Origin of the sequence: Arthrobacter sp. PGP41 (assembly GCF_002953935.1) — a bacterium.
Taxonomy (GTDB): Bacteria; Actinomycetota; Actinomycetes; order Actinomycetales; family Micrococcaceae; genus Arthrobacter.
The window spans coordinates 516,025-542,817 of record NZ_CP026514.1 but is presented as its reverse complement, the minus strand read 5'-3'; the positions used below and the strand labels follow the sequence as shown (position 1 = coordinate 542,817).

31 protein-coding genes are annotated in these 26,793 nt (G+C 65.7%); 13 read left to right on the top strand and 18 right to left on the bottom strand.

Annotation, left to right across the window (positions count from 1 at the left end):
- Positions 1-7 precede the first annotated feature (7 nt).
- The 6 genes from C3B78_RS02605 to C3B78_RS02580 form a co-directional block, all read right to left on the bottom strand.
- Positions 8-433 carry a CoA-binding protein gene (locus C3B78_RS02605; protein ID WP_104996688.1) on the bottom strand — a complete coding sequence of 142 codons (426 nt, stop codon included), beginning with the start codon at positions 431-433 and terminating at the stop codon, positions 8-10.
- 60 nt (positions 434-493) lie between these two features.
- Positions 494-1,393 carry a hypothetical protein gene (locus C3B78_RS02600; protein ID WP_104996687.1) on the bottom strand — a complete coding sequence of 300 codons (900 nt, stop codon included), beginning with the start codon at positions 1,391-1,393 and terminating at the stop codon, positions 494-496.
- The gene (locus tag C3B78_RS02595) at positions 1,390-1,941 is read right to left on the bottom strand and encodes an RNA polymerase sigma factor (RefSeq protein WP_104996686.1); all 552 of its coding nucleotides are present in this window, start codon (positions 1,939-1,941) and stop codon (positions 1,390-1,392) included. The genes C3B78_RS02600 and C3B78_RS02595 overlap by 4 nt, the downstream gene beginning before the upstream one ends.
- A gap of 294 nt (positions 1,942-2,235) precedes the next feature.
- Positions 2,236-2,589 (bottom strand): YegP family protein, encoded by a 354-nt coding sequence (locus tag C3B78_RS02590; protein WP_104996685.1) that lies wholly within the window; start codon positions 2,587-2,589, stop codon positions 2,236-2,238.
- Positions 2,590-2,766: 177 nt separating this feature from the next.
- Entirely contained in the window at positions 2,767-4,056 is a 1,290-nt protein-coding gene (locus C3B78_RS02585; RefSeq protein WP_104996684.1) for an adenylosuccinate synthase, read from the bottom strand.
- A gap of 257 nt (positions 4,057-4,313) precedes the next feature.
- Entirely contained in the window at positions 4,314-5,375 is a 1,062-nt protein-coding gene (locus C3B78_RS02580; RefSeq protein ID WP_104996683.1) for a M14 family zinc carboxypeptidase, read from the bottom strand.
- A 358-nt stretch (positions 5,376-5,733) separates the two neighbouring features.
- On the opposite strand from C3B78_RS02580, the gene C3B78_RS02575 reads away from it, so the two are divergent.
- Entirely contained in the window at positions 5,734-6,375 is a 642-nt protein-coding gene (locus C3B78_RS02575) for a uracil-DNA glycosylase (protein ID WP_104999593.1), read from the top strand.
- Positions 6,376-6,564: 189 nt separating this feature from the next.
- On the opposite strand, the gene C3B78_RS02570 is transcribed toward C3B78_RS02575, so the two are convergent.
- From C3B78_RS02570 to C3B78_RS02560, 3 genes are all read right to left on the bottom strand, one after another.
- The gene (locus C3B78_RS02570) at positions 6,565-6,987 is read right to left on the bottom strand and encodes a DUF3151 domain-containing protein (protein ID WP_104996682.1); all 423 of its coding nucleotides are present in this window, start codon (positions 6,985-6,987) and stop codon (positions 6,565-6,567) included.
- A gap of 2 nt (positions 6,988-6,989) precedes the next feature.
- A complete protein-coding gene (fbaA, locus tag C3B78_RS02565) occupies positions 6,990-8,009 on the bottom strand; it encodes a class II fructose-bisphosphate aldolase (protein ID WP_104996681.1) in 1,020 nt (339 codons plus the stop codon).
- Positions 8,010-8,142: 133 nt separating this feature from the next.
- Positions 8,143-8,802 carry a TrmH family RNA methyltransferase gene (locus tag C3B78_RS02560; RefSeq protein ID WP_234005638.1) on the bottom strand — a complete coding sequence of 220 codons (660 nt, stop codon included), beginning with the start codon at positions 8,800-8,802 and terminating at the stop codon, positions 8,143-8,145.
- A gap of 80 nt (positions 8,803-8,882) precedes the next feature.
- Between C3B78_RS02560 and C3B78_RS02555 the strand changes: the two genes are divergently transcribed.
- On the top strand, positions 8,883-9,713 hold the full coding sequence (locus tag C3B78_RS02555) for an HAD-IIA family hydrolase (protein ID WP_104996679.1): 831 nt from the start codon (positions 8,883-8,885) through the stop codon (positions 9,711-9,713).
- On the opposite strand, the gene C3B78_RS02550 is transcribed toward C3B78_RS02555, so the two are convergent.
- From C3B78_RS02550 to pyrE, 4 genes are all read right to left on the bottom strand, one after another.
- Positions 9,710-10,750 (bottom strand): alpha/beta fold hydrolase, encoded by a 1,041-nt coding sequence (locus tag C3B78_RS02550; protein ID WP_104996678.1) that lies wholly within the window; start codon positions 10,748-10,750, stop codon positions 9,710-9,712. The genes C3B78_RS02555 and C3B78_RS02550 overlap by 4 nt on opposite strands.
- 82 nt (positions 10,751-10,832) lie before the next feature.
- The gene (locus C3B78_RS02545) at positions 10,833-11,456 is read right to left on the bottom strand and encodes a hypothetical protein (RefSeq protein WP_104996677.1); all 624 of its coding nucleotides are present in this window, start codon (positions 11,454-11,456) and stop codon (positions 10,833-10,835) included.
- A gap of 103 nt (positions 11,457-11,559) precedes the next feature.
- Positions 11,560-12,327: a GAF and ANTAR domain-containing protein gene (locus C3B78_RS02540; RefSeq protein ID WP_104996676.1), complete on the bottom strand. Its 768-nt coding sequence runs from the start codon at positions 12,325-12,327 to the stop codon at positions 11,560-11,562.
- Positions 12,328-12,457: 130 nt separating this feature from the next.
- On the bottom strand, positions 12,458-13,042 hold the full coding sequence (gene pyrE, locus C3B78_RS02535) for an orotate phosphoribosyltransferase (protein WP_104996675.1): 585 nt from the start codon (positions 13,040-13,042) through the stop codon (positions 12,458-12,460).
- A 74-nt stretch (positions 13,043-13,116) separates the two neighbouring features.
- Here pyrE and nadE point away from each other — a divergent pair, with 74 nt between their 5' ends.
- Complete coding sequence (gene nadE / locus C3B78_RS02530) at positions 13,117-13,971, top strand: ammonia-dependent NAD(+) synthetase (protein WP_104996674.1); 855 nt, start codon at positions 13,117-13,119, stop codon at positions 13,969-13,971.
- Positions 13,972-14,071: 100 nt separating this feature from the next.
- Here the strand turns inward: nadE and C3B78_RS02525 are convergent, their stop codons facing one another.
- Positions 14,072-14,863, bottom strand: coding sequence for an IclR family transcriptional regulator (locus C3B78_RS02525; protein WP_104996673.1), 792 nt, complete (start codon positions 14,861-14,863; stop codon positions 14,072-14,074).
- 180 nt (positions 14,864-15,043) lie between these two features.
- On the opposite strand from C3B78_RS02525, the gene C3B78_RS02520 reads away from it, so the two are divergent.
- The 4 genes from C3B78_RS02520 (at position 15,044) to C3B78_RS02505 (ending at position 19,194) form a co-directional block, all read left to right on the top strand.
- Positions 15,044-15,760: a CoA transferase subunit A gene (locus tag C3B78_RS02520; protein ID WP_104996672.1), complete on the top strand. Its 717-nt coding sequence runs from the start codon at positions 15,044-15,046 to the stop codon at positions 15,758-15,760.
- Positions 15,761-15,807: 47 nt separating this feature from the next.
- Complete coding sequence (locus C3B78_RS02515; protein ID WP_104996671.1) at positions 15,808-17,247, top strand: short-chain fatty acid transporter; 1,440 nt, start codon at positions 15,808-15,810, stop codon at positions 17,245-17,247.
- A 70-nt stretch (positions 17,248-17,317) separates the two neighbouring features.
- Positions 17,318-18,007 (top strand): CoA transferase subunit B, encoded by a 690-nt coding sequence (locus C3B78_RS02510; protein ID WP_104996670.1) that lies wholly within the window; start codon positions 17,318-17,320, stop codon positions 18,005-18,007.
- Positions 18,004-19,194, top strand: a complete 1,191-nt coding sequence (locus C3B78_RS02505) for an acetyl-CoA acetyltransferase (protein WP_104996669.1) — start codon at positions 18,004-18,006, stop codon at positions 19,192-19,194. The genes C3B78_RS02510 and C3B78_RS02505 overlap by 4 nt, the downstream gene beginning before the upstream one ends.
- A 69-nt stretch (positions 19,195-19,263) precedes the next feature.
- Here the strand turns inward: C3B78_RS02505 and C3B78_RS02500 are convergent, their stop codons facing one another.
- Together C3B78_RS02500 and C3B78_RS02495 are read right to left on the bottom strand one after the other, a co-directional pair.
- Positions 19,264-19,947: an ankyrin repeat domain-containing protein gene (locus C3B78_RS02500; protein WP_442778253.1), complete on the bottom strand. Its 684-nt coding sequence runs from the start codon at positions 19,945-19,947 to the stop codon at positions 19,264-19,266.
- Positions 19,948-19,962: 15 nt separating this feature from the next.
- Positions 19,963-20,526 (bottom strand): GlcG/HbpS family heme-binding protein, encoded by a 564-nt coding sequence (locus tag C3B78_RS02495; RefSeq protein WP_104996668.1) that lies wholly within the window; start codon positions 20,524-20,526, stop codon positions 19,963-19,965.
- A 192-nt stretch (positions 20,527-20,718) separates the two neighbouring features.
- Between C3B78_RS02495 and C3B78_RS02490 the strand changes: the two genes are divergently transcribed.
- The 5 genes from C3B78_RS02490 to C3B78_RS02470 all read left to right on the top strand — a co-directional run bounded on the left by C3B78_RS02490 (position 20,719) and on the right by C3B78_RS02470 (position 24,244).
- On the top strand, positions 20,719-21,963 hold the full coding sequence (locus C3B78_RS02490) for a sensor histidine kinase (protein ID WP_104996667.1): 1,245 nt from the start codon (positions 20,719-20,721) through the stop codon (positions 21,961-21,963).
- A complete protein-coding gene (locus C3B78_RS02485) occupies positions 21,960-22,586 on the top strand; it encodes a response regulator (RefSeq protein ID WP_104996666.1) in 627 nt (208 codons plus the stop codon). Before C3B78_RS02490 ends, C3B78_RS02485 begins: the two co-directional genes overlap by 4 nt.
- Before the next feature lie 133 nt (positions 22,587-22,719).
- The gene (locus C3B78_RS02480) at positions 22,720-22,923 is read left to right on the top strand and encodes a cold-shock protein (RefSeq protein ID WP_013599688.1); all 204 of its coding nucleotides are present in this window, start codon (positions 22,720-22,722) and stop codon (positions 22,921-22,923) included.
- Positions 22,924-23,068: 145 nt separating this feature from the next.
- Complete coding sequence (locus tag C3B78_RS02475) at positions 23,069-23,425, top strand: hypothetical protein (protein ID WP_104996665.1); 357 nt, start codon at positions 23,069-23,071, stop codon at positions 23,423-23,425.
- A 33-nt stretch (positions 23,426-23,458) separates the two neighbouring features.
- Complete coding sequence (locus C3B78_RS02470; protein ID WP_104996664.1) at positions 23,459-24,244, top strand: MerR family transcriptional regulator; 786 nt, start codon at positions 23,459-23,461, stop codon at positions 24,242-24,244.
- Positions 24,245-24,274: 30 nt separating this feature from the next.
- On the opposite strand, the gene C3B78_RS02465 is transcribed toward C3B78_RS02470, so the two are convergent.
- Positions 24,275-25,483: an acyl-CoA dehydrogenase family protein gene (locus C3B78_RS02465; protein WP_104996663.1), complete on the bottom strand. Its 1,209-nt coding sequence runs from the start codon at positions 25,481-25,483 to the stop codon at positions 24,275-24,277.
- A 90-nt stretch (positions 25,484-25,573) separates the two neighbouring features.
- On the opposite strand from C3B78_RS02465, the gene C3B78_RS02460 reads away from it, so the two are divergent.
- Positions 25,574-26,080 carry a MarR family winged helix-turn-helix transcriptional regulator gene (locus C3B78_RS02460; RefSeq protein WP_104996662.1) on the top strand — a complete coding sequence of 169 codons (507 nt, stop codon included), beginning with the start codon at positions 25,574-25,576 and terminating at the stop codon, positions 26,078-26,080.
- A 29-nt stretch (positions 26,081-26,109) separates the two neighbouring features.
- Here the strand turns inward: C3B78_RS02460 and C3B78_RS02455 are convergent, their stop codons facing one another.
- Positions 26,110-26,763 carry a DedA family protein gene (locus tag C3B78_RS02455; protein WP_104996661.1) on the bottom strand — a complete coding sequence of 218 codons (654 nt, stop codon included), beginning with the start codon at positions 26,761-26,763 and terminating at the stop codon, positions 26,110-26,112.
- Between the last annotated feature and the right edge of the window lie 30 nt (positions 26,764-26,793).

The following is a 26,793-nucleotide window of genomic DNA, read 5'->3' as shown; positions in this document are numbered from 1 at the left end:
CTGCGTGTCAGAGGTTGAACTTCCAGGCCTGCTGGGCCGGGCAGCTGTCCATCACGACGTCCAGTCCCGCCGCCTTGGCCCGCTCCGCCGCAGCCTCGTCGATGACGCCCAGCTGCATCCACACCGCTTTTGCTCCCACTGCAATCGCCTGGTCCACTACGGCCCCCACTTTTTGGGAGTTGACAAAGCAGTCGACGACGTCGATGGGCTGCTTTGAAGGCGGAATGTCCAGGAGGCTGCGGTACCCGGTTTTGCCGTGGACGGGGTCCCCGGGGAGGTTGACCGGGATGATTTCCATGCCCAGGCGGTCCCTGATGAACAGCGAGGTATCGAAGGCTGCCCGCCACTCGTTGGTGCTGAGGCCAACGACGGCCCAGCGCCCTTTGGTGCGCATCAGGCGTTCAATGACTGCGGGATCGTTAGTATGGCCCATGCGCCCAGCCTACGCGGAGAACCAGGCGGCACGGCCAGCACCCCGCCAGCCAGGGACCGCTTAGCGGACGAACTTTTCCAGCCACTTGGCCCCCGGCATGACCTTTGCGACCTTGGAATCAGCGTTGCCCTTCACTCCTGCCAGCTCCCCGGCTTCCGCAAGGATGCCGGAAGCCGGGCCAACCCCGTACCCTGATTCTCCTTCGCCTGCATCAGGTGCGTTGCCCGGGCCGGTCCCCTGGTCCGCCCTGTCCGGGGAAGCAGCTTTGGACCCGCCGTTTTGCGCGGCCGCCCCGTCATTCTTCCCCGGCTCCTTCGCCCCGCCCTGTCCGGTAACACCGGAAGGTCCCCCCGCACCGTTCCGGACCTGCCCGGGCGATTGCGGCAAGGAAGCCTGCCTGGATGGCTGCGATTGCAGGGCGAACGGAGAATCCCCGGCAACGGGGGCTTCACTGCCGGCCAGCCCGGCGTCCTGCTGCGGCGGGATGCCGCTACCGTCGTCGTCATTGGCCTGCTGAAGGAACCCTGGGGCGGTGGCCTGGGGCGTGCCGATGGTCCAGGAGGGCGCCCAGTCCTCAAGCATCTGCTGTATCGAGAGGCTGCCGGCCGGGGCGGAACCGGTCGGGCTGGCCGCAACAGTACCCACACCCATGCCCATTCCAGCCACGAGCGCCAAGCCCACGACCGTGGGACGGTGTGAACGGAGCCGGCGGCGCCTGCCGAGCTCGTCGCCCGGGACGTTCCTGGTGTCTTCGCCGCGTTGAGCGGGGACACTTTCCGGTGCCGCATCGACGGGCTCGCCCAGCAACGCTGCCAGCCGTCCCGAAGGAACCGGCACAGGCAGCTCTGCCAGCCGGCCCACGGCGAGGAGTGCGCGGCGAAGTTCCGCGTCCTGTGCCAGGCCTGCATCGAGGAGCATCTCCTCCGCAATGGCGGACAGGTGGTGTGCTTGTGGTGTCACGGCTTCAGGTACTCCTTCACTTCCGCAAGGTCCCGGAGCTTGAGGAGTGCCCGGCGCTGGAGCTGCTTCACGGAGCCCTCACTCTTGCCCATGGCGTCCGCTGCCTGCTCCACGGTGAGTCCGGCCACGAGGCGGAGGGCCAGTACCTCGCGCTGGTCGTGCGGCAAAGAGTCAAGCAGACCAAGGACTTCCTGCGGCGAAATACGCTCAAGGGCCTCTGATTCAGCCGACGAATCTTGCCGCTGGTCCAGTTCCGGCTCAAACGGCAGTTTGGCGGGCATGCGGCTTTGGCGCCGGTGGTCGTCCACCATCCTGGCGTGGGCCACCGAAAAGATGAATGTACGAAGTCCTGCGGCTCCCCCGTGGACAGAGTCAAGGCGCGGCAGGATGGAAAGGAACACTTCCTGCATGGCCGCCTCCGGATCCTCGACACCCCGGGCTGTCAGGTAGCCCAGAACCTGTGATGCATACGTCCGATAGACAAGGCTGAAGCCGGCTGCCCCGACGGGCCCGTCCCGCAGGTCCTCGTCTGTCAGGGCATCACTCACGGACGTAGTGCTTTCAGTCAAAAGGGGGTTCGTTTGAACGGAGAAGCTGTCCGGCCTGTGTAAGGCCGGTTTCCCGGCACAACTTTACCCCCAGGGTAATCACCGTCCGGGACCGCCACGCGCATCCCGCCGGTCCCATGCGGCAGCTGCCCCTGCCCTCGGAAAGTGGAAGAGCCGGTCTGGAACGTGATGGGGGACAAGTTCCAGACCGGCGCTACATATGGGTAATCGCTGCAGGCACGCCAAGGGTTACGCGTGTGGGGAAAAAACTTTGAAGATCCTTTTTCCAGGGAATCAGCGGGCTGCCGCGGCACTCCAGCGTGGCCTGGTTCCCTGCCGCCGAGGCCCTTTGGCGAGGACAAAGGTGTGCACTCCTGCCGGGACGCGCGGGCCATCACAGTCCACCCCGGCGGGCACTGGTACCCGGACCCGCACGTCAGCCGCGGCCTGGCGCACGGCCACGCCGGCGGGGCAGAGATCGGTGACCAGCCCGGTCCCTGCACATTCGCGGACCGCGGCGATGCCGGCCGCGAGGGCATGCTTGTCCTCGTATGGTCCGGAGACAGCCACCACTGCGCCGTCAGGTGCCAAGAGCCGGAACCTGAAATACGCGTCAGAGTCAACGAACGCTTCGAACTTTCCGGCCATGACAATCCTTCCTCGGGTCACACGGTGTACAGACGAGTCTCGCGGGCGCGCCTTCGGCCCCACAAGGCCAACCGCGTTAATCCTGTGTAAATTGATCCACGCCCCGGCGGCCCTGGCAAACGCAAGCGGCGGACCCCCTCGGAAAGGTGGCCCGCCGCCGTCGCAATTCCTGCCCGGTCAGTCGTTGATGAGGTCGTTCACTACGATGGTCTGGTCCCGGTCCGGCCCCACGCCGATTGCGGAGAAGCGCGTGCCGGACAGCTTCTCAAGCGCAAGCACGTAATTGCGTGCGTTTTCCGGCAGGTCTGCCAGGGTACGGGCGGTGGTGATGTCCTCGGTCCAGCCCTCGAAGTACTCGAAGATGGGCTTGGCGTGGTGGAATTCGGTCTGCGTCATGGGCATTTCATCGTGCCTGACGCCGTCCACGTCATAGGCCACGCACACAGGGATCTGCTCGATGCCTGTGAGCACGTCCAGCTTGGTGACGAAGTAGTCCGTGAAGCCGTTGACGCGGGAGGCGTGGCGGGCCAGGACGGCGTCGTACCAACCGCAGCGGCGGGGTCGGCCGGTGTTGACACCGAACTCGCCGCCTGTCTTCTGCAGGTACATGCCCATCTCGTCAAAGAGTTCCGTGGGGAACGGGCCGGCGCCCACGCGGGTGGTGTACGCCTTGATGATGCCTATGGAGCGCGAGATGCGGGTGGGCCCGATGCCCGAACCAACGGAGGCGCCTCCTGCCGTGGGGTTGGAGGAGGTCACGAACGGGTACGTCCCGTGGTCCACGTCCAGGAAGGTCGCCTGGCCGCCTTCCATCAGGACTACCTTGCCCTCGTCCAAAGCCGAGTTCAGGACCAGGGTGCTGTCGATGACCAGCGGGCGGAGCCGTTCGGCGAAGGACAGGAAGTACTCCACGATCTCGTCCACCACCACGCCGCGGCGGTTGTAAACCTTGACCAGGAGCTCGTTCTTCTGGCGCAGCGACCCTTCCACCTTCTGGCGGAGGATGGACTCGTCGAAGACGTCCTGCACGCGGATGCCCAGGCGGGCCACCTTGTCCATGTAGGCCGGGCCAATGCCGCGGCCTGTTGTGCCAATGGCGCGGCTGCCGAGGAAACGTTCCGTGACCTTATCCAGCACCTGGTGGTACGGGGCCACCAGGTGGGCGTTGGCCGAGACGCGGAGCTTGGAGGTGTCCGCACCGCGGGCCTGCAGGCCGTCAATTTCCTGGAAAAGGGCCTCGAGGTTGACCACGCAGCCGTTACCGATAATGGGGACTGCGTTGGGGCTGAGAATGCCTGCCGGCAACAGCTTGAGTTCGTACTTTTCACCGCCTACGACGACGGTGTGCCCGGCGTTGTTGCCGCCGTTTGGCTTGACGACGTAATCAACACGGCCGCCCAGGAGATCGGTGGCCTTGCCTTTTCCTTCGTCGCCCCACTGGGCTCCTACGATCACAATTGCTGGCATGGGATCCTCCCCCATTCGTTCGGGCTGCCCGGGTAGCCACCAAGTGGCGGTCCTGCGCAGCGCCGTTCATGAGAATGCCCCGAACGTACCGGCCTTCGCTGGTCCGCGGGGCGGCGCAACGACGCAAGAGTTCCGGGGCTCTTACCACCCAAGTTTAGCCGATGAGGGACTTTGTCCACTCGTTGGCCGCCGCGGTCCTTCCTGCAGGGTAAAGGGCTCCCGCAGGGAGGACCGCGGCGCACTGTCAGCGCGGGCTGCTACTCGTCGTCGGCTTCCTCTCCCGGGCGGGAGGTCTGGGTGGCGAGGCTGTCCCAGAAGGAGGTGTCGGCGTCGGCAATTGAACCGTCAGCAATGGCAGCGGCGGTGGCGGTCAGCGTGGTCACCGTCTGCTTGATCAGGTAGCCGTTGCTCCGGAGCCCCAGGGCGTAGCCGTCCAGGTAGTGGTCGGACATGCCGCGCATCTCGAACAGGAGCGTTGCGATGCCGTATTCCACTGCGATGCCATTGCGGCTGATGGTTTCGGCGCTGCCGCCCAAGTACTTGCCCAGGTGGCCCCAGCCCGTGGAGTCAACGTTGTGGAACACCACGGCGCCCAGCTGCTTGGACTTTTCCACCACTGCGGGATCGGCGTTGGGGGTGGTGGGGTACAGGATGGAGCCGGACACCAGTTCACCGTCACGCTGGCTGCGGGTGCCCTGGTGGTGCAGGTCGATCATGTAGTCCACGTTGTACTTGCGCATCACGTTGTTGTGGAGCGCCTGGGTCTCGGGTTGGATTTTGGCCACGTGGTCGCGGTTGAGGTCAACCTCCTCCGCGTTGTAGCGGGTCATGTTCCGGCCGCCCTTGGCCAGGTAGTCGTCCAGCGGGAAGTTCACATCGCCCATGGCGCCGTCCGCATTAAGCATGGGCACGATGAGGATATTCACCCCGTCCAGGACATCCTGCGATTTGCCGGTGCCAAGGTGCTTGACGAATTCCAGCGCACCTTCGGTGGTGAGCTGCTCGTTGCCGTGCTGCTGCGTCAGGTAGAGGATGGTGGGCTTGGCCGGGTCTGAAATGTACTTGACCAGGTGGATGTCCCGGCCCTTCACCGTTTGGCCGATGACTTCAAGCTCCATGGCCGACTGGCGGGCGTCCTGGTCCTTGAGGAACGAGACCATCTGGTCATAGGTGGCAAGCTTCGATGTGGTGATCTGGCCGTTGCCGTCATAGTTGGGGCCTTCGCCGACGGCGAGCGCGGGTGCGGGCGCAGCTATTGCTGCAAGGGCCAGGGCCCCCGATACTGCCAGGGTCCTGAAGGTTGCCAGGGTATTTCTCACGGTGCTGTACCTCTTCCGGTGCAATTGGGTGCGACCAGCCCGCCATGTCCCCCATCACGGGCTGTGACAAAAGCCAACCAAGCTGGATTAATCCTGTCAATGGATGTGACTGGATCCTGCAGGCAGTTATTACGTTCTGAAAGATACGCGCCTGAAGCCGTCCCCAGCGGCTCCGGCGACCTGTCCATGCGTTTTGGGTCCGGGCGACCGGCGTTTCGTTTGGCGGGGCTTGCTAAACTGGCAAAGGCCGACCAGGAATCGGCCCACCCCAAATAACCGCCGTTGATGAGCCATGCCGCCGTGCGCCCATTTCCACCGGCGGAAGCACCATCAATCCCCGCAGGAGATCAAGCACTTCATGACAGCCCTGGCACCCGAATCCTTCCATGAGCAACTCCTGAGCCGCCGCTACGAACCCAACGTTGCTGCCGTTAACGAACTGTGCGATTCCCTGCAGGACGCCAAGCCCGGCACTATGGTGCCCTACGTCGATCCCATGCACGATGTGGACGAGTGCCGCATCATCAGCCTGTACTCGAACATCGGGGAGGCAGACAAGTCAGGCTTCATCACACCCGGGGACGACGACGCCGCCACCCGGATGCTGGGTATCCAGTGGAAGCTGGGCCTGCGTCCCGAGTTCGTGATGCCGTGGAATGTCCACCCCTGGCACATCCCCGGCGAGGCAAACGGCAAATTCACCCCGGACCAGATCTCGGCAGGCCTCAAGCCGCTGCTCAAGTTTCTGGCGGTGGTTCCCCGCGCCTCGGTCATCGTTGCCCACGGCACTGAAGCCAACCGCCTGGCCAACCTGCTCCTGAAGACCGAAGTCCCGCTGCTCTGGCGCCGTGGCCTGAAGACGTACAAGGTGCGCTCCCTCAGCGGCCGTGCCTTCGCCGGTTCACCTGCCCGCCAGGAGGAATACCTCGAGGACATGCGGGTCGCCTATGCGGACGCGATGGCGCGGACAGGGCTGCAGAAGTCCCCATCCGCCCCCTAACCTCGCAAGCTCGGCCAGGGAACCCTGGGGACGTGGGCCCATACCACCAGAATCACCGCTTACGACGGCGGGCGGTCACCTTTCGCGAAAAAGGTGACCGCCCGCCGTCGTTCGTTAAACCAACGCGGGGTCACTAAACGCCGTCTCCGAGTCCCGGAAAGGGCGTTAAGTGACCCCGCGTTGCTGTTGCTAGGAAGCTTCGATGGCTGCCTTGGCCGCAGGGTCGGAATCATTGAGGAACTTCTCGATCCGTGCCGGCTCTTCCGCTTCGCCAATCGCAGCCGAGGCGCGGCCGAGCGAGTACAGCGCCCGCAGGAAGCCGCGGTTGGGCTCGTGCTCCCACGGGATCGGACCCACACCGCGCCAGCCGTTGCGGCGCAGCGAGTCCAGGCCGCGGTGGTATCCGACCCGCGAGTAGGCGTAGGAATCGATGGTGCGTCCCTCTGCCCACGCCTCTTCGGCAAGCACGGCCCACAGCAGCGAAGATGTGGGGTGCTTCTCCACGAGGTCCAGTGCTTCCCGGCCCGCTTCCAGCTGCTCGTAAACCTCCGTCTCGGCGGGCAGGAGCGTGGGCTCCGGGCCCATCAGGTTCCTGCGGAACTCGTCGGACATTCCTAGAAGGTCTTTCCGGCGGAACCGAGCTGCTTGGTGGCTTCCACAACGCGGGCCGCCAGTCCTGCTTCGGCGGCTGCGCCCCAGACGCGGGGATCGTAGGTCTTCTTGTTGCCCACTTCGCCGTCGACCTTCAGGACGCCGTCGTAGTTCTTGAACATGTGGTCCGCCACGGGACGCGTGTAGGCGTACTGGGTGTCGGTGTCGATGTTCATCTTGATGGTGCCGTAGGAGACGGCGTCGGCGATTTCCTGGTCCGAGGAGCCGGAACCGCCGTGGAAGACGAGGTCGAACGGGCTGTCCTTGCCGATCCTGGCGCCCACCTGGGCCTGGATGTCCTTGAGGATCTCCGGGCGCAGCTTGACGCCGCCGGGCTTGTAGACGCCGTGGACGTTGCCGAACGTCAGTGCGGTGATGTAGCGGCCGTTCTCGCCGGCGCCCAGCGCCTCGACGGTGGCCAGGGCGTCTTCAACGGTGGTGTAGAGCTTCTCGTTGATCTCGTTCTCAACCCCGTCCTCTTCGCCGCCCACGGTGCCGATCTCCACCTCGAGGATCATCTTGGCGGCAGCGGTGCGCTCCAGCAGTTCACGGGCGATGCGCAGGTTCTCCTGCAGGGTCTCGGCGGAGCCGTCCCACATGTGGGAGTTGAACAGCGGGTTGCGGCCGGCCTTGACCTCAGCCTCGGACGCCGCAAGCAGGGGCAGGACAAAACCGTCCAGCTTGTCCTTCGGGCAGTGGTCGGTGTGCAGCGCGATGTTGACGTTGTAGCTCTTCGCCACTTCGCGGGCGAAGGCCGCGAAGCCCAGCGAACCGGCAACCATGTCCTTGGTGGACGCGCCGGACCAGTACGCTGCGCCGCCGGTGGAGACCTGGACGATGCCGTCGGACTCAGCCTCGGCGAAGCCGCGGAGAGCGGCGTTCAACGTCTGCGAGGACGTCACGTTCACGGCCGGGAATGCGAAGCCGCCCGCCTTTGCGCGGTCGATCATCTCGGAGTAGATCTCTGGGGTTGCAATGGGCATGCTGACTCCTATGCTGAGGTTCGTCTGTGGGCTGGTAACCCTGGAGTACCGCTTACGGCTAGCACCATCCTAGTCATTTCCGCGCGGGCTGTGCTCTGGGTTACGCCCACGGCGCCCGCGATCCCGGCGTCCACTACACGTGCTGGTTGAACACGTGCCGGCGCACCCAGGCGTGCATGGCGATGGCCGCGGCCGACGCTGCGTTGATGGACCGGGTGGAGCCGAACTGCTCGATGGACAGGGTGGCCACGGCAGCCTCATGGACCTCCGGCGTCAGCCCGGGTCCCTCCTGTCCGAACACCAGCACGCAGTCCCTGGGCAGTTCATAGGTCTCCAGCGGCACCGAGTCCGGGAAAATGTCGATCCCGATGATCGCCAGCCCCTCTCCCTGTGCCCAGGCCACGAAGTCCGCCACAGTTGGGTGGTGCCGGACATGCTGGTAGCGGTCGGTGACCATGGCGCCCCGCCGGTTCCACCGCCGTCGTCCGATGATATGCACTTCCTTGGCGAGGAACGCGTTGGCAGTGCGCACCACGGTGCCGATGTTGAGGTCGTGCTGCCAGTTCTCGATGGCGACGTGGAAGTTGTGGCGCCTGGAGTCCAGCTCCGCCACAATCGCCTCGTGCTTCCAGTAGCGGTACTTGTCAAGCACGTTGCGGCGGTCGCCGTCGGCGAGGAGATCGGGGTCCCAGTGGTCGCCTTCGGGCAGTTCACCCTCCCAGGGCCCGACGCCGACCTCCGGCTTTTCAGGGGCAGCCTCCTCAGGTTCGGGCTGCTGGGGGTGGGACGTCATGCCGGGCGTTTGGTTCACCCCTCAACACTAGACTGGACCTTTCGGGCTTTTCATCACAGTCATCACAGGCGGAGGTAGGCATGGCAGACGAGGACAAGGTCAAGGGATCACCGGCGGTATACCGCAGCGGCCAGGAGATTGAATGCTGGCTGACGGACATGGACGGCGTGCTGGTCCATGAGAACCAGCCGATCCCCGGCGCCGCTGAGCTCATCCAGCGCTGGGTGGATACCTCCAAGCGCTTCCTGGTGCTGACCAATAACTCCATCTTCACCCCGCGGGACCTCGCTGCGCGCCTGCGCTCCTCCGGCCTGGAAATCCCCGAAGAGAACATCTGGACCTCCGCCCTGGCCACCGCGCAGTTCCTCAAGGACCAGGTGCGGGGCTCGGATTCCGGAAACCGCGCCTACACCATCGGCGAGGCAGGACTGACGACCGCGCTGCACGAGGCAGGTTTCATCCTCACCGACCAGAACCCTGACTTCGTGGTGCTCGGCGAGACGCGCACATACTCTTTTGAAGCCATCACCATGGCCATCCGCCTGATCCTCGCGGGCGCCCGGTTCATCGCCACCAACCCGGATGCCACCGGCCCCTCCAAAGACGGCCCCATGCCTGCCACCGGAGCAATCGCCGCCCTGATCACCAAGGCCACCGGCCGTGAGCCGTACATCGTGGGCAAGCCGAACCCCATGATGTTCCGCTCGGCGATGAACCAGATCGACGCCCATTCCGAAACCACCGCAATGATCGGGGACCGGATGGACACGGACATCATTGCCGGCATGGAGGCGGGCCTTCACACCGTCCTGGTCCTCAGCGGCATCACCCAAAAGGACGACATCGCAGCGTTTCCCTTCCGGCCGAACCAGGTCCTGAACTCCGTGGCTGACCTGAAGAACCAGATCTAGAACACCGTCACCCGGGAGCCGCCGCGGGGCAGCGGGAAGTGCTCATCCAGCAGTTCCTCCAGGACCGGCCGGTAGACGTTGGGGTTCCAGCCCGGGCTCGCATGCGCCGGCCTGGCGCCCTCGGTTTGAAGGGAGCTCGACACCATGTTCGCCTTGTAGGCTACGGCCCAGGCCTCCGCCGCCGTCTGGTAGCGGACAGTGCGGTCGCCGGGGTTGCCGATGTAGGCCATCTTGGCGCCGCCCAGTTTGTCCGCGAACCTGCTGCCCTCGAAGTGGTAGATGTACGCGGACTCGGACTGGATGAGCACGCTGGACGGGGCGATTGGCGACAGCTGCTCCAGGGTCTGGTCAAGGATTTGGCGCCAGCTCCGTTCGTCCTTGTGGATGACCCGTTCCCCCAGCTCGTAACCGCCGCGGAGGGTGGACGGGAACCGGAACCCGCGCTCATAAAGGAACACCACGCCGTCGAACCAGCTCTGGTCCAGGACGTCATGCTTGCTGTAGGGGCTGGAATCGAGAACGATGAACTGCACCTCCACGCCGTGGATCTCCAGCAGGCGTGCGGCCACTTGGGTGGCCACCATCCCGCCGAAGCTATGGCCGTAGAAGAACAGCTTGGTGAGCTTCTGCGCCCGTACATATTCGATGACCGCAATCACGATCTCGTCAATGTCCAGGCCCTGGTTTGAATACCCGACGGCGGAAAGCCGGGCGCGCTTGTTCAGCGCACCGCGGAGGGAGTTGAGGATCCACTGGGCTTCTTCCCAGCTCGTCTTGTAGCCGGGAAACAGGAACCAACTGGCATCGGGATAATAGACATCGGCGAAGCCGTCATCAACGGGCAGGATCCGATTGATCCGCCGCTGTGACTGCACCTGGCGGGTCAGCAGCATGTCCGCGGCCAGCAGTCCCGACGCGCCGGCTCCCGACAGGAACCCGCGCCGGGAGAACTGCTTGAGGGCAGCACCTTCCGCCAGCAGCCGGGCCCCTTGGACCTCGGGCCGGTCCTGCGGACTTACCTCCCCCTCATACGGCACGCCTCTACCGTAGGCACACCTGAACTTACCGCCGCAAGAAGGCTGCGGTAACCATTGAGTGACGCCCGGCCAGCGGCAACGCTCAGCTGGCCGCCTGCCCCTCCGAGGCGGGAAGAGGTGCGCCGGCCTCATGCTGGCGCCGCCGCAGCTCGTCTCCGATGTCGTTGTAGCGGCCCAGCAGGTCCGAGCCCGGGAACGCTTTCGGGCTGTCCAGCAGGGCAAAGATGGAGTCGCTCGCGGCCAGCAGTTCCGCGTCCGAATACTCTGCCAGCGACTGGCCGCACAACTCATCGAGGCGGCCGGCGGGCACCAGCGCAAAACCCTCGGCAAGGTCCCCGGCGTCCCCGCAGCCGTCGGTTAGCCCGTCGATGAGTGCAAGCCCAGGTCCATCTAGGTCGTGGCCCGCGGCCCGCTCCCCGGTGCCGCGGGAGAACTCCAGGGAAACGCCGCCGCCATAGATTCCGGGCAGCGTACCGGTGTCGATGGCATTCAGGTCGCTCCGCAGGCCGGCGAGGGCGGTCGACTCCACGAGTACAGCCCCGGAAAGGTCAATACGGACATGGGAGCGGATGCCCATCCGCCTGATCCGCCGGATAATGTGGGCGAGTTCGGGCCTGGAGACCTGGTTGAGGCTTCCCCGGACATCGATTCGGACAACATCGGCGGGAACGTCGAGGTTAACAAAGGCATTTAAGGCGCGGTCCATAGGTACTCCAAAAGAGGTGTCTATGGCCGACGGCTCAACCTCCGTAAGCGTAACCTCCCCCCAAGCCCCTGCACAACCCGCCAGTAACAAGGAAGGGAGCCTACTAAGCGCTCTGGTCCGCCTCGACCTTCCCCGGTTCCTGGAAGTGGGTCCGGGTGCCAACACCGCCCACCGAATCAACCAGGGACTTGGCGATGTCCCTCAGCTTGGTGTTCGTGTTGCTGGACGCCTCTGTCAGGATGGCGACTGCAGCCTCCTGGCTGCACCTGTTCTGAGCCATCACAATGCCGATGGCGATATCGATGATGGTGCGGGATTCCAAGGTGGCCCGGAGGTTTGCCGCGCTGTCGGTGTGGAGCGAGAACCGTACGGCCAGCCGCAGCGCCTGGGAGATCTCCCGGGTGAATTCACGGGCCCTGGCAGTCGCACGCTCATCGAACTTGCGCGGGGCGTCGGAATACAGGTTCAGGGCCGCTTTTGCTTCCCCCTGCAGGTTGAAAGGCAGGGACAGCACGGACCGCAGGCCGTGGGAAGCCACGGCTGTTGCGTAGTCCGGACCCCAGCGGTTCTCCTCGAACAGGTCCGGAACGTGGACCTCGCGCTCCTCCTGGGCAGCAGTGAGGCACGGTCCCTGCGAGAGCGAATACTGGATCTGGTCCACTTCCCGGGCCGAATCGCTGCTCCAGCCGATGGTGGCAGCCTTGCGGTCCCGGAGCAGCGTGATGCCGCAGAGCGCGTCGTCGCCGCCGCCGGCCATCTGGTGCGCGGAAAAGCGGGCAAGCTCGTTGAGGAAGTCCTCGAAGTCGGCACTCTCCAGGATCAGGTTCTGGACCTGATCGGTGGTGCTCAAAGGCTGTTCAGGGGGGAGCATGTGCACGTTCTCCGTACGGGATAGAGGGTTACCGCAAATGATAGAGCAGCCCCACGGCCCGGTCCACACCGCCACCGGCCACCGCGGGCGGCCCAAGGCCGGCCCGCGATGGCGAATGGACCGCGAAGGACTAGGAAAGCCCCAGCTCATCCTTGCCGAAGGCGAACAGGTAAGGCACACCCGTTTCCGCTTCGATCTTTTCCTTGGCGCCCGTATCGCGGTCCACAATGACGGCCACAGCCACTACGTTGCCGCCTGCCTTCCGGACGCCCTCCACGGCGGTCAGGGCCGAGCCGCCGGTAGTGGACGTGTCCTCCAGGACCAGGACTTTCCGTCCTTCAACAGACGGGCCCTCCACCTGGCGGCCCATGCCATAGGACTTCTGCGCCTTGCGGACCACAAATGCGTCGACGGTCCGTCCGGCATCCACTGCCGCGTGCATGACCGCGGTGCCCACCGGGTCCGCGCCCATGGTGAGTCCGCCGGCGCACTCAAAATCGATTCCGGCGTCGTCCGCAAGCGCCAGCATCACCTGGCCCACCAGCTTGGAGGCCTCGTGGTGCAGCGTGATGCGGCGCAGGTCGATGTAGTAGTCAGCCTCGGCTCCGCTGGAGAGGATCACCTTGCCGCGGACCACGGCGAGTTCCTTGATCAGTTCCAGCAGTCGGGCGCGGGCGGCTGCAGTATCCACTGCAGCGTCACTGGGGGAAGTCATGGACTCCAGTTTAGTGGGGGCGGCCCGGTGTGGATGCTTGAGCGTTGTTGACACTGCTGGCTAGGCTGGTGCACATGCGCGAACTCCAGGCCAGCATCATCAGGGAAATGGGCGTACAGCCCCGGATCGATCCTGCCGGGGAGGTGCGCAAGCGCGTCACATTCCTGAAGGACTACCTGAAGGCCACCCATACCAAGGGCTTTGTCCTGGGCATTTCCGGCGGGCTGGACTCTTCCCTGGCGGGAAGGCTGGCCCAGCTCGCAGTCGAAGAGCTTGAGGCTGAAGGGGTGGCAGCCGACTTTGTGGCAGTGCGTCTGCCCTACGGTGTCCAGCATGACGAGGAAGACGCCCGGGCTGCCCTCGACTTCATCAAGCCCAAGACGGAGTGGACGTTTAACATCTCCGCGGCGGTTGACGGTTTCGAGGATGAGTTCGAAAAAACCGTTGGAACGGAAATTTCCGACTTCCACAAGGGCAATACCAAGGCGCGGACCCGCATGATTGCCCAGTACGCCCTGGCGGGAGAACACAATTACCTGGTAATTGGCACGGACCACGGCGCCGAGTCCGTAACGGGCTTCTTCACCAAGTACGGCGACGGCGGGGCGGACATCCTCCCGCTGTTCGGCCTGAACAAGCGGCAGAACCGGGCCCTGCTGGCCGAGCTCGGCGCCCCGGCCCGTGTCTGGGAAAAAGTGCCCACCGCGGACCTGCTGGACGACAAACCGGGCCGCACCGATGAGGACGAGCTGGGCCTGAGCTACGACCAGATCGACGACTACCTCGAAGGCCGGGATGTTCCCGAGTCCGTCGCCGAGTCGATCGAACAGAAGTACCTGCGCACCCGGCACAAGCGCACGGTCCCCGTGACCATTTTTGACACCTGGTGGAAGAGCGAGGGCCCGGAGGAGCCGCGGGCGGGGCTGTAGCGGCTCCCGTGGCATCACCCACGTCAGGGGAAGCATGACGGCGCGCCGACCCGCCGAGGGAGGCGCGCCGTCGTGCTTTGCCCTGCAAAGCAGCAGTGGCTCAGCGGGGCAGGCGGGCCTTCTCGCCGCCCAACTGCTGCGTGATCCGGTGGGCCTCCGCCATCAGCAGGCTGCCCAGTTCTTCCTGCCGGTCCGGCTTGAAGCGTGGCTCGATTCCGGTGAGTGAGAGGGCCCAGGCCGGCCGGCCGGACGGGTCGAACACCGCCGCGCCCATGCCCCAGCTGCCTTCCAGGACCAGCCCGGGATTCACCGAGTAGCCCGCCTGCCGGGTCCGGGCGAGGTTGGCCCGGACCAGTGCCTCCGTGTGTGCGGCGGCGAAATCGCCGGCATGTTGCACCCAGCCGCTGAACAGGTCCTCCTGCTCGGCCTCCGGCAGGAAGGCCATGATTGCCGTGCCCGCGGAGGCCACACCGAGCGGGAACCGCACGCCCTCGTGCAGCACGAAGGACCGGACCGGAAAGCTGCCCTCCTCACGCAGCAGGCACACCGTTTCGGAACCACGCCGTATTGAGAAGAACGCACTCTCGCCGGTGGCTTCGGCAAGCCGGCGAAGGCTCGGCCTGGCGATGTCCTCAAGCGGAAACCGGGCCGACGCCACTGATCCCATCAGGAGGATCTCGGGCCCTAAAACCCAGTTGCCGCTTCCGGCATCGTGGTCCAGCAGCCCCTCGGAAGCAAGGGAGGAGAGAAGCCTGTGGACCGTGGGCCGGGTGAGGCCTGATTCCCGCACCAGTGCGGCCAGGGCCATCCCCTCCGCGCTGCGCCCGACCAGCCGCAGCAATCCGGCGATGCGGCTTACCACCTGGGCTCCCTGCACAGGCAATTGGCTCATGTCACTCTCCTAAGTGTCCATAATATGGATACCGATTACAGTACCGTCCACACTATAAAACAAGCCATTTTGCACGGCTTCTATACTTCTTGACACCCCCTAAAACTCCCCGTACTGTCCCTTTTCAGACCTTTTGTCCACAAAGTGGATGACTTGCCGGACACTCAACGAGGAGACGCCATGACCAAACTCCAGCCAACTGCCGCCGCCGCACTGGAAGGGGGCCTGCGGGACGGCATGACCCTGGCCGTGGGCGGATTCGGCCTCAGCGGAATCCCGGCTGACCTGATCGAGGCGGTCCGCGATTCCGGGGTGAAGGACCTGACGGTGGTCTCGAACAACATGGGGGTGGACGGCAAGGGCCTGGGCATCCTGATCGAGGCGGGCCAGGTCCGCAAGGTCATCGCAAGCTATGTGGGCGAAAACAAGCTCTTTGCCCAGCAGTACCTCGCCGGACGCCTCGAGGTTGAGTTCACGCCGCAGGGAACCCTGGCCGAACGCCTGCGGGCAGGGGGCGCCGGTATCCCTGCCTTCTACACGCGGACCGGAGTGGGAACCCTGGTTGCCGAAGGCAAGCCGCACGAGGTGTTCGACGGCGAAACGTACGTCCAGGAGCGCGCCATCCGGGCCGACGTCGCACTTGTCCACGCCCACACCGCGGACACCGACGGTAATCTCACCTACCGCTACACCGCCCGGAACTTCAACCCGGTGGTTGCCACGGCGGGACACCTCACCATCGCCGAAGCGGAAGTGATCGTGGCGCCCGGGGCGCTCGACCCGAACCATATCGTCACCCCCGGCGTCTTCGTCCAGCAGCTGGTCCAGGCCACGGCACGGGTGAAGGACATCGAGCAGCGGACTGTCCGGCCGCGCGCCGGCGTCGTTTCTGCCTGAGCCCGCCTGACGCGCCGCATCCCACTCAACGGAGAACAAGACCAGTTATGAATTCAGTGCAGCTTCAAGACCAGGACGTCCGCCAGAAGGGCCTTGCCCGGATGGCGGAAAGCCTGGCCGGATGGACCCAGAAGTGGTTCCCGGACGCCTATATTTTTGCCCTGGCCGGGGTGGTCCTCGTGGCCGCCGCAGCGCTTGCCATCGGGGCTCCGCCCAAGGCCGTGGTGGATTCGTTCGGTAACGGATTCTGGGATTTGACGGCCTTCACCCTGCAGATGGCCATGGTGGTGCTGACGGGCTACGTCGTGGCCACGTCGCCGCCCGTTGCCCGGCTGATTGAACGCCTGGCGCAAATTCCCGGGTCGTCCCGCACGGCGGTGAGCTTTGTCGCCGTCATGGCCATGTCCGTGTCGTTCATCAACTGGGGCCTGAGCCTCATCTTCGGCGGACTCCTGGCCCGGGCCATCGCCCGACGCACAGACCTCGCCGTGGACTACCGGGCCCTGGGCGCGGCCGCCTTCATGGGGCTCGGTGCCGTGTGGGCACTCGGGCTCTCTTCCTCGGCGGCGCAGCTGCAGGCAACCAAGGCCTCCCTTCCTCCGGCCCTGCTGGAAATCACCGGCGTCCTCGACTTCGGCACCACCATTTTCACGTGGCAGTCACTGCTGACGCTGGTGATCCTGATGCTCCTGACGACGGTCATTGCCCATTTCTCCGCCCCCACCGGCGGGGCCATCAGGACGGCCGCCGACCTGGGCGTTGACCTGGATGACCAGCCCGAGGCTCCGGCTGAGAAGTCGCGCCCGGGTGAGTGGCTGGAGTACAGCCGGATCCTCCCCGTTATCGCCGGAGTCCTGACGCTGGGCTGGCTGGTTTCCCAGCTGCTCACGCTGCCGCTCCTGACCGTAGTCAGCTCGCTCAACGGGTATCTGCTGGTCTTCCTGATGCTTGGGCTGGTGCTGCACGGCACCCCGCGCAAGTTCCTCCAGGCAGTCACCAAGGCGGTCCCCGCCACCGCAGGCATCCTGGTGCAGTTCCCGCTCTACGCCGCGATGGCCGCCATCCTGACGAAAGCCGCCGGCGCAGGCGGCCTCACCGTTTCCGAGCACCTGGCCCACTTCTTCACCAGCATCGGTGGCAACGGCGCCTTCGCAATCGTCATTGCCATCTACACCGCCTTCCTCGGCATGTTCGTTCCGTCCGGCGGCGGAAAGTGGCTGGTTGAGGCGCCGTATGTGATGCAGTCCGCCACTGACGTGAACATGAACCTCGGCTGGACTGTGCAGATCTACAACATGGCCGAGGCGCTGCCCAACCTCATCAATCCCTTCTTCATGCTGCCCCTCCTGGCCGTGCTGGGGTTGCGTGCCCGGGACCTGGTGGGCTTCACCTTCCAACAGTTCCTGTTCCACCTGCCCGTGGTTCTACTGCTCGCCTGGCTTCTGGGGATGACCTTCGAATACGTTCCGCCGGTGATACCCAAGTAGCCCGGCCACCGGGCCTGCGCGGGCCGCCCAAACAATGACAACTGTGCAGTGAGATGTGAAGGAGAAAACCATGGCTTGGACCAGGGATGAAATGGCTGCCATCGCAGCCGAAGAACTGAACGACGGCGACTACGTCAACCTGGGCATCGGCATCCCCACGCTGGTGGCCAACAACCTGCCCGCAGGCGTGCGGGTTGTGCTGCAGAGCGAAAACGGCCTGCTGGGCATGGGCCCGTTCCCCTACGAGGGCGAGGAGGACGCCGACCTCATCAACGCCGGCAAGCAGACCGTCACCGTACTGCCGGGCGGAAGCATCTTTGACTCAGCCACGTCCTTCGGCATGATCCGTGGCGGCCACGTGAAGGTCGCCATCCTCGGCGCCATGCAGGTTTCCGGCAGCGGCGACCTTGCCAACTGGACGATCCCCGGCAAGATGGTCAAGGGCATGGGCGGGGCCATGGACCTCGTCGCCGGCACACCCCGCGTGGTGGTGCTAACCGAACACAACGCCAAGGACGGCGCCGCCAAGATCGTCACCGAATGCACCCTGCCGCTCACCGGCCTGAGCTGCGTGGACCGGATCATCAGCGACCTCGCAGTGTTTGACCTTGTGAAGAACAAGCAGGCACCAGGAGGCGGTCGGCAGCTCACGCTGACCCGCCTCGCGCCAGGGGTCACCGTGGAGGAGATCCGCGACAGGACGGAAGCGGAGTTCGCTGTCGCGCTGGAAGAAGCAGCCCTGGAAGGAGCCTCAGCATGAGCCTCAAGGAACAGTTCGGCAAGGATGTCCTGCTCACGGGCTGGGGCCACAGCCGCTTCGGCAAGCTGACGGACGAGACCCTGGAATCCCTGATCGTCCAGGTGTCCAGCGAGGCCATCAGCAATGCCGGCATCGAGCCCGGCCAGATCGACGAGATCTACCTCGGGCAGTTCAACTCCGGCATGATGCCGCTGGCGTTCCCGTCGTCGCTGGCGCTGCAGGTCTCCCCCGACCTGGCGAACGTCGCCGCCACGCGCGTGGAGAACGCCTGCGCCTCTGGTTCCGCTGCCTTCCAGCAGGGCACCAAGGCGCTGCTGGCAGGAACGGCGAAGACGGTGCTGGTGATCGGCGCGGAAAAGATGACCCATGCGGGCGCCGAGGTTGTGGGGGCGGGCCTGCTGGGCGCCGATTATGACATGGCCGGCAAGGCGTCCACCACTGGATTCACCGGGCTCTTTGCCGAGGTGGCCAAGCACTACGGGAAGCGGTACGGCGACGCGAACCTGGGCTACGTCCTGGGCAGTATCGCCGCCAAGAACCACCGCAACGGCGTGGACAATCCCTACGCCCAGCTCCGCAAGGACCTCGGCGAGGACTTCTGCCGCACCGTCTCGGACAAGAACCCCATGGTGGCCGATCCCCTGCGCCGCACGGACTGCTCCCCCGTGTCCGACGGCGCCGCCGCCGTCGTGCTGTCAACCTCCCCAACCGGCGGTGCCACTGCGCCCGTGCGGCTCGCAGGCTTCGGCCACGCGAACGATTTCTTCCCCGCGGCCCGCCGTGACCCCGTGGCCTTCGAGGCCACCCGCGCCTCGTGGCAGCGCGCGCTGGCGATGGCCGGCGTCGGGCTGGCGGACCTGGACTTCGCGGAGGTGCACGACTGCTTCACTATCGCAGAACTGCTGATGTACGAGGCCATGGGCTTGACCGAGCCCGGCCAGGGCGCCCGTGCCATCGAGGAAGGCTGGGTGTACAAGGACGGCAAGCTGCCCGTCAACGTCTCTGGCGGCCTCAAGGCGAAGGGCCACCCCGTGGGCGCAACCGGAGTCTCCCAGCACGTCATCGCCGCCATGCAGCTCGCGGGGACCGCGGGTGACATGCAGCTTCCCGCCCCCCGCCGGGCTGCCGTCCAGAACATGGGCGGCGTGGGCATCGCCAACTACGTCAGCGTGCTCGAGGCCTCCTAACAGCAACACGGGGTCACTTTAGGCCCTTGCCGGTCGGATTATCGGGCCGAATCTGACCCCGCGTTGAATTTATTTCCGGATCAGGGCCGCAATCTCCGCGAAGCCCAGGCGTTCCGCGTTCTGGAAGGCGGTCCGGCCCTCGGGATCGCGGATTTCCGGGTCGGCGCCGGCTTCCAGGAGCAGCCGAACCACCTCCTGCTGGCGGGGACCGCCGTTGTTCAGCAGGATGGCCTCCTGCATGGCGGTCCAGCCCAGGTTGTTGACGTGGTTGACAGGCACGCCGGCGTCGATCAGGATCCGGACTGTTTCCACATGGCCGTGCTCGCTGGCCGGGATCAGGGCGGTGCCGCCGTAGCGGTTGGTGCTGTCCACGTCGGCTCCGGCCGCCAGCGTCAACCCGAGCACCTCGTTGAATCCTTCGGCCCCCGCGTACAGGAAGGCCGAGTCCTGGAGGGCGTCCCTGGCGTTGACGTTCCCCCCGCGGCTAATCAGCTCCCTGACCAACGGGACGTTGTTGGCCTTGGCGGCAGCGACGAGGTCCTGGTCGAGTTGCGCCTGTTCCCCGGCGGACAGGGCCGGCGGGGATGACGCCTCGGGCGCCGTAGCAGGAGGCCCCCCTTTCGTGCTTTCAGCGGACGACGGCGGAGCAGCCTGCGGCGGCCGGGCCTCCTTCGGCCCCGCCTGGCACGCCGTCAGGAACAGGGGTAGGGAAAGCACCAGGACAAGCGTCCCGGACCTTAGAACCGGCATCATCCCGCGCGGCCCAGCCTACTGGCCGGCAGCAGCGATGGCATCAGCGCCGGCTGCGGCACAGGCTTCATCCAGGGCACCATCCGGAGCACCGCCGACGCCGATGCCGGCGACCGAAGCACCGTTAACCTTCAGCGGGACGCCGCCGGCCAGGAACAGCGTGCCCGGAAGGTCCGCGATGCTGGGGCCCGTTCCATTGATCCGCTTGGCGAGCTCGCTGGTGGGGGTACCGAACGCTGCCGCCGTATACGCCTTCTCCCGGGCGGCCTCAATGGTGTGTTCTGCCGCATTGTCGCCGCGCAGGAGTGCCTGCACGGTCCCGAAGCGGTCCACCACCGCCACCGTCACGAACGGCAGCTTGTCCGCCTGGCACTTCGCCAGCGCCGCCTGGACAGCCTTGGCCGAGGCGCCCACCGAAATGCGGTTCTGCTGCACCACGTTGTCGGGCACAGGCTGGATGTCGGCGGCGGGGACGGCCGCGTGTGCCGGGCCGGTCCCGGCATTGGCTGCCGCGGCTGCGCCAGCGGTAAGGACGAGTGCGCCGGCGGCTGCGGCGGCAAATGCTTTGTGTGACTTCTTCACGGTGTCTCCTTGGACGGGCAGGATGGGTACGCATCAATCCTTCCGGGGGCAGCCGCACAGGGCATCGGGCCTTCGTCTGCTCCCTGCTCCACCACAAGGCCAGCCGTATCAGCCAAAAGGCTGAGGGACCAGCAAGGGCGGGGGCAATAGCATGGAAGGCAGCGTTGCCTACCACCCAGAACGGGACATCCCATGCCTACCCCAGTCCCCGGCACTGCGCCGGTCACAGCTGCCGCCGGTGGCAGCGGACCTCGCCTGCCTGCAGCCCGCACCGGCTTGGGCAGCATCGACACGGCGGTGCACCTGGGCTTTGCGGTGCTCCTGGTGGCTTCCTTAGTCCGGTACGTCATGCGCCACAGCCCAGCCGACAACCTGCTGGTCCTCGGACTGGCCGCCGTCGCCTGCCTGTTGTACGCCGTCGTGGCCGTGCTGGCCCGGCGCGGGCGTCCCGGGGCTCCATGGATGTTCGCCCTGGTGGCAGTCTGGGCAGTCCTGGTGGTCGCTGCGCCGAGTTTTGCCTGGTGCTCGTTTGCGCTCTTCTTCCTCAGCCGCAGCGCCCTGGCCGGCGCCGCCGCGTACGCCGCGGCTGGTATCACCGCCGCTGCCACCGCTGCCGGCCTGTTCCGGATGAGCGCCGGCACGGACCTGGCCATGCTCCTTGGCCCGCCGGCCGTGGGCGCCATGCTGACGCTCATCTATGACCGGATCCAGCACGATGCCGAGGAGCAGCGCCGCCTGCACGCCGAGGTTTCCGTGGCCCAGGAACAACTGGCAGCCAGCGAGCGGCGCGCGGGCACCATTGCCGAGCGGGAACGGGTCTCCCGGGAGATCCACGACACCGTCACCCAAGGGCTGGCCAGCAGCCTGCTCCTGCTCGAGGCCGCCGGGCGGGCCTGGCCAAGTGACGCGGCGCGGACAGGTCTCCGCGAGGCCACTGTGCTGCTGCGGGGCAATCTGTCCGAAACCCGCAGCCTGGTGCACGAGCTCGCCTCCCCGGGCCTGGACGGCTCTCCGCTGCCTCAGGCCCTCCTCCTCGCAGCCAGGCAATACGTCCCGGCGGCCAGGCTCCTGGTCACCGGGGAACCACGTCCTGTGCCCCCGGAGGTCCGCCATGCGCTGCTGCGGGTAATGCAGAGCGCCGCCTCCAACATCCGGCTGCACGCCTCCGCGGCCGGAGCAGCCGTGACCCTCGGCTTCCTTCCGGAGGCGGTCACCCTGGACATCTACGACGACGGCGCAGGCTTCGACCCGGCGGCGGCAGCCCCGCCGTCGGACGCCGGCGGTTATGGGCTGCGGGCCATGCGGCAACGGGTGGAGCAGCTGGGTGGCGTTTTTTCGGTGCAAAGCGCACCCGGCGAAGGAACCATCGTGGCCGCCCAGTTGCCTTTGCCCTCCGCGGGGCGGGGCACTCCCGGCACTGCGGGGGTGCAGGCATGAGCGCGATCACCGTCCTGCTGGTGGACGACCACCTGGTGGTGAGGAGCGGGCTGCGGGCGCTCCTGGGGACGCAGCCCGACCTGGAGGTCGTCGGAGAGGCGGCATCCGGGGAAGAAGCGGTGGAGCGGGTGCAGGAGCACTCCCCTGCCGTGGTGGTCATGGACCTCGCCATGGGCTCCGGAATGGACGGGATTGAGGCCATCAGGAAGATCCGCCAGCGCAACAGCGGCCAGGCGATCCTCGTCTTCACCACATACGACTCCGACGCGGATATTGTGCGCGCAGTCGATGCCGGCGCCATGGGATACCTCCTGAAGGATGCAGCTCCGGAGGAAATCTTCGCCGCTATCCGCGGCGCGGTGCAGGGCAAGAGCGTCATGAGCCCGCCCGTGGCGTCGCGGCTGTTCCAGCAACTGCGGAATCCGGAGGAAATCCTCACCCCGCGGGAGGCCGAACTGCTGAGCCTCCTCACTGAGGGGCTGAGCAACCGCGAACTCGGCAGGCGCCTTTTTATCTCGGAAGCCACGGTGAAAACGCACCTGGCCCACATCTACGCGAAGCTCGGGGTGGACACCAGGGCGGCCGCAATTGCCACCGCCATCCGGCGCGAAGGGATGCGCTGACCTCGCCAAATGTTGCCCAACCCTTGCAAGCGCGGCTTCCGCCCCGTACGTTGGGGACTGCGGGGGACGTTCTCCGCGCACTTCGGGCCTATTGCCCGGGGAGAGAATCAGAGTCACACGAAGGAATGCAGCCATGGCAACAGGCACAGTTAAATGGTTCAACGCCGAAAAGGGTTTTGGCTTCATTGCCCCCGATGACGGGTCCGCTGACGTTTTCGCCCACTACTCGGCAATCGCCAGCAGCGGATACCGTTCACTCGATGAGAACCAGAAGGTTGAATTCGATGTGACGCAGGGCCCCAAGGGCCCGCAGGCAGAGAACATCCGCCCGCTCTAAGGCTTAGGTGACCTCCGGCTCTGCCGGGGGAACCCCGTACCAGGCAGCGGCCCCTTCAGCATCATGCTGGAGGGGCCGCTGTTTTGCTCCCGGCTCCGTCGCTACTCCCCCGGTTCCGATTGGGTTTTGGGACAATTGGAGGGTGATGGGACAGGACCAGGGCCAGGATCCCTGGGATGAGTTCGACAGGCTGGGACCGGCGGCGCCCGACCGCGTTCCCGGGCGCCCCGGCGGGGAACCCCTCGGCTTCGGTTTCCGTACCGGCGTGCGCAGCGCACGCGTCGCCATCGGATTTGCCGTCTACACCCTCGCGCTGGGGACCATCCTGGCCCTGACCGGATGCATCTTTTTCGCTGCCCGCGGGCAATGGCTTCTCGTGGGACTGATGCTGGCCATCGAGGCAGTCTTCATTTTCGCGTTCAGAAGGCTTGTGGCGCAGGCCCGGAACCGGTCAGCACGTGACCGGCCGCGCGGCCATGGTTTTCCCGAAAAACCTGCTTGACCTTGACGCAGCGTCAACCCCTACGCTCGAAGCATGGATGCAGCGGAAGGTAGGGCCGGCCCGGACTGGGCCATCCAGGACATCGCCAGGATGGCCGGAACCACCAGCCGTACGCTGCGCCATTACGACGACATTGGGCTGCTGAAGCCCAGCCGCGTGGGCAGCAACGGCTACCGGTACTACGATGCCGCCGCCCTCCTGCAGCTGCAGCGGATCCTCCTCCTGCGGGAGCTTGGGCTGGGCCTGCCGGCCATTGCCGAGGTGTTCCGCCGGCAGACAGACGCGGTCGAGGCGCTCACCCACCACCTGGAGTGGCTGGGCCAGGAACAGGACAGGCTTTCGCGGCAGATGGCGTCCGTCCGGCAAACAATCGAAACAATGAAAGGAGGAGGCGAGGTGGCGGCGGAAAAGATGTTCGACGGCTTCGACCACACACAGTACAAGGACGAGGTGGAAGAGCGCTGGGGCAAGGATGCCTACGCAAAGAGCGACGCCTGGTGGCGGGACATGGATGCAGCAAGGAAACAGGAGTGGAAGTCCGCTGCTGAAAGGCTCGGCAGCGACTGGATCGCCGCGGCAGGTTCAGGGGCCGCCCCGGATGGAGCTGAGGCGCAGGACTTGGCCAGGCGGCATGTCGATTGGCTGTCAGCAATTCCCGGGACACCCGCAGCCGAGCAAGGCGGGGACCTCAAGGGGTACGTGACCGGACTGGCGGAAATGTATGTGGCCGATGCCAGGTTCGCCGCCAATTACGGGGGTGATGCGGGGGCGGCGTTTGTTCGTGCCGCACTGCTGGTCTACGCCGACAGGAACCTCTAGTACCCGGCCCCGCCAAACAGGAGGGCCCCGCTAGACGAAGGCCGACTTCCCGGTGACGGCACGCCCCACAATGAGGGAATTGATCTCGTAGCTGCCCTCGTAGGTGTAGAGGATTTCAGCGTCACCGAAGAGCTTGCCCATCTCATAATCGGCGCTGATTCCGTTGCCGCCCAGCAAGGACCGCCCCATGGCCACTGATGCCCGGGCAAGCCTGGTGGTGGTGGCCTTCGCCATGGCAGCCTGCGCCATCTCCAGCTTCCCCTCCTCCTGGACGCGGGCCAGCTGCACCATGAGTGCCAGCGAGGCGGTGGCATTGCCCAGGATGTCCGCGAGCTGTTGCTGGACCAGCTGGAACCGCGCCAGTTCCCGGCCGAACTGCCGGCGGCTCAGCGAGTAGGCCCGCGCAACGTCGAACGCGGCAAGCTGGATTCCGGCGGCCTGCCAGCCCACCCACGCGCGGGAGTCCCGGAGAAGGTCGTTCGCCTTGGCGAAGCCGGTGGCCCCGGGCAGCAGGTTGGCAGCCGGGATGCGGACGTCGCGCAGGGTGATGTCTGCGTTCTGCATGATCCGCAGGCCTATCTTGTTGCAGATCTTGGTGGCTGCATAGCCGGGCCGGTCCGTCTCCACAATGAAGGCCTTGACCTGCTGGTCAGCCATGTCCCGCGCCCACACCAGGGCAAAGTCGGCGATGGTGCCGGCACCGATCCAGCGCTTGGCGCCGTTGAGGATCCACTCATCTCCGTCCAGCCTGGCGGACGTCTCCAGCCCTCCGGAAATGTCGGAACCATGGCCGGGTTCCGTCAGGGCAAAGGCCCCCAGGCTGGTAAAGGCTTCCAGTCCCGGCAGCCAGCGGTGCTTCTGCTCCTGCGATCCCAACTCGTTGAGGGTGCCCACGATCAGTTCGTTGTGGATCCCGGCCAGGGCCGAGAGGGACACATCCGCCCGGGCCATTTCCACGTACATGAGCCCCTTGAAGAGAACCGAACTGCCGTCCACCTGAAGCGCGCCAAGGCCATGCCTGCCCAGCTCCGCCAGCAGGCCGAAGGGGAACTCTTCACGGTTCCAATACTGGATGGACTGTTGGCGCACCCGTGCCTGCAGGAATTCGCGGACACTGAGGTACCGCTCGCGTTCGTGGTGGGGCAGGAGGTCCGCCACGTACATCAGGTCCGCGTCAGGAAAAGGCAGTGCATCGGCGGCACCTTGCGGCTGCACTGGCTGCACTTGCTGCACGGGCATAAGTCCCTTCCGCTCACGTAACCGTTGGATGTCCTAGTATATTCACAAGGCTAGGAAAAGTGAGCCACGTCACCACGAGGAAAGGCATCCATGGCTGCGCCGCTGCCCCGCGATCCCATTGCCGAAGCCCAGCGGAACTGGGAAGAACACGGCTGGGGGGATGTGGCCGCTCCAATGGCGGCCATAACGGCCATCATGCGCACCCAGCAGATCCTGCTGGCCAGGATCGAGTCCATCCTCAAACCCTTCGGCCTCACGTTTGCCCGTTATGAACTCCTGGCGCTGCTGAGTTTTACCAGGAAGGGTTCGCTTCCCATGAACAAGGCGAGCGCCCTGTTGCAGGTCCATCCCACGTCAGTCACCAATGCAGTGGACAGGCTTGAACGCGCCGGCCTGGTGGCCCGCTTCCCGCACCCCACGGACGGCCGGACCACGCTGATCGGACTCACCACCGAGGGACGCACCCTGGCCAAGCGTTCGACGGCGGCCCTCAATGCCGAAGTGTTCAGCGCACCCGGGTTTGATCCCGGCGACGTGGAGCACCTGATCCGGATCCTCCGCGACTTCCGCCGTAACGCCGGCGATTTTGAGGATTGAAGACTGTGCGGGCCCAGGGGAAGTCCGGGTCAGCGGCGGTATTTCTCCCGCTTGAGCCGCCGGACCACGAGGGCGGCCACGGCAATCCCCAGGGCAGCGTAGACCGCGTAGTTCAGGAATTTGGAGTACTGCTCGATGAGCTGGTACTGGGTGCCCAGGAGGTATCCCAGGCCAATCAGTGCTCCGTTCCACAGGCCGCTGCCGGCCAGGGTGAACAGGCTGAAGGTGCCCATGGGCATGCGGGATGCCCCTGCCGGGAGCGAGATCAGGCTGCGGATGCCGGGGAGCAGCCTGCCGAAAAAGATCGATGACCTGCCGTGGCGGCGGAACCAGCCTGCCGCGTGTTCAAAATCCTCCCGGTCCACCAACGGAAGCCTGGACAACCCCCGGATGGAACGCTCCAGGCCCAGCCTGGCGCCAAGCCAGTAGAGGAACAGGGCACCGAGGTAGGCCCCAAGCGTGCTTGCCACGAACACCAGCACCAGGTTCAGGGACCCCTGCTTGGCAAGGTAGCCGGCCAGGGGCAGGATCACCTCACTGGGGATGGGCGGCACCACAGTTTCCGCAAGGGTAAAAGCACCTACGCCCCACTCGCCAAGCTGCTCTATGGCGCGGGCTGCCACACCTACCAGGCCGGTGAGGTTATCTGTCGAGCCGCCCGTGTCCGCCAACGTTGCCCACATACAACTCCCCCATCCGGTTCAAGGTTGCCC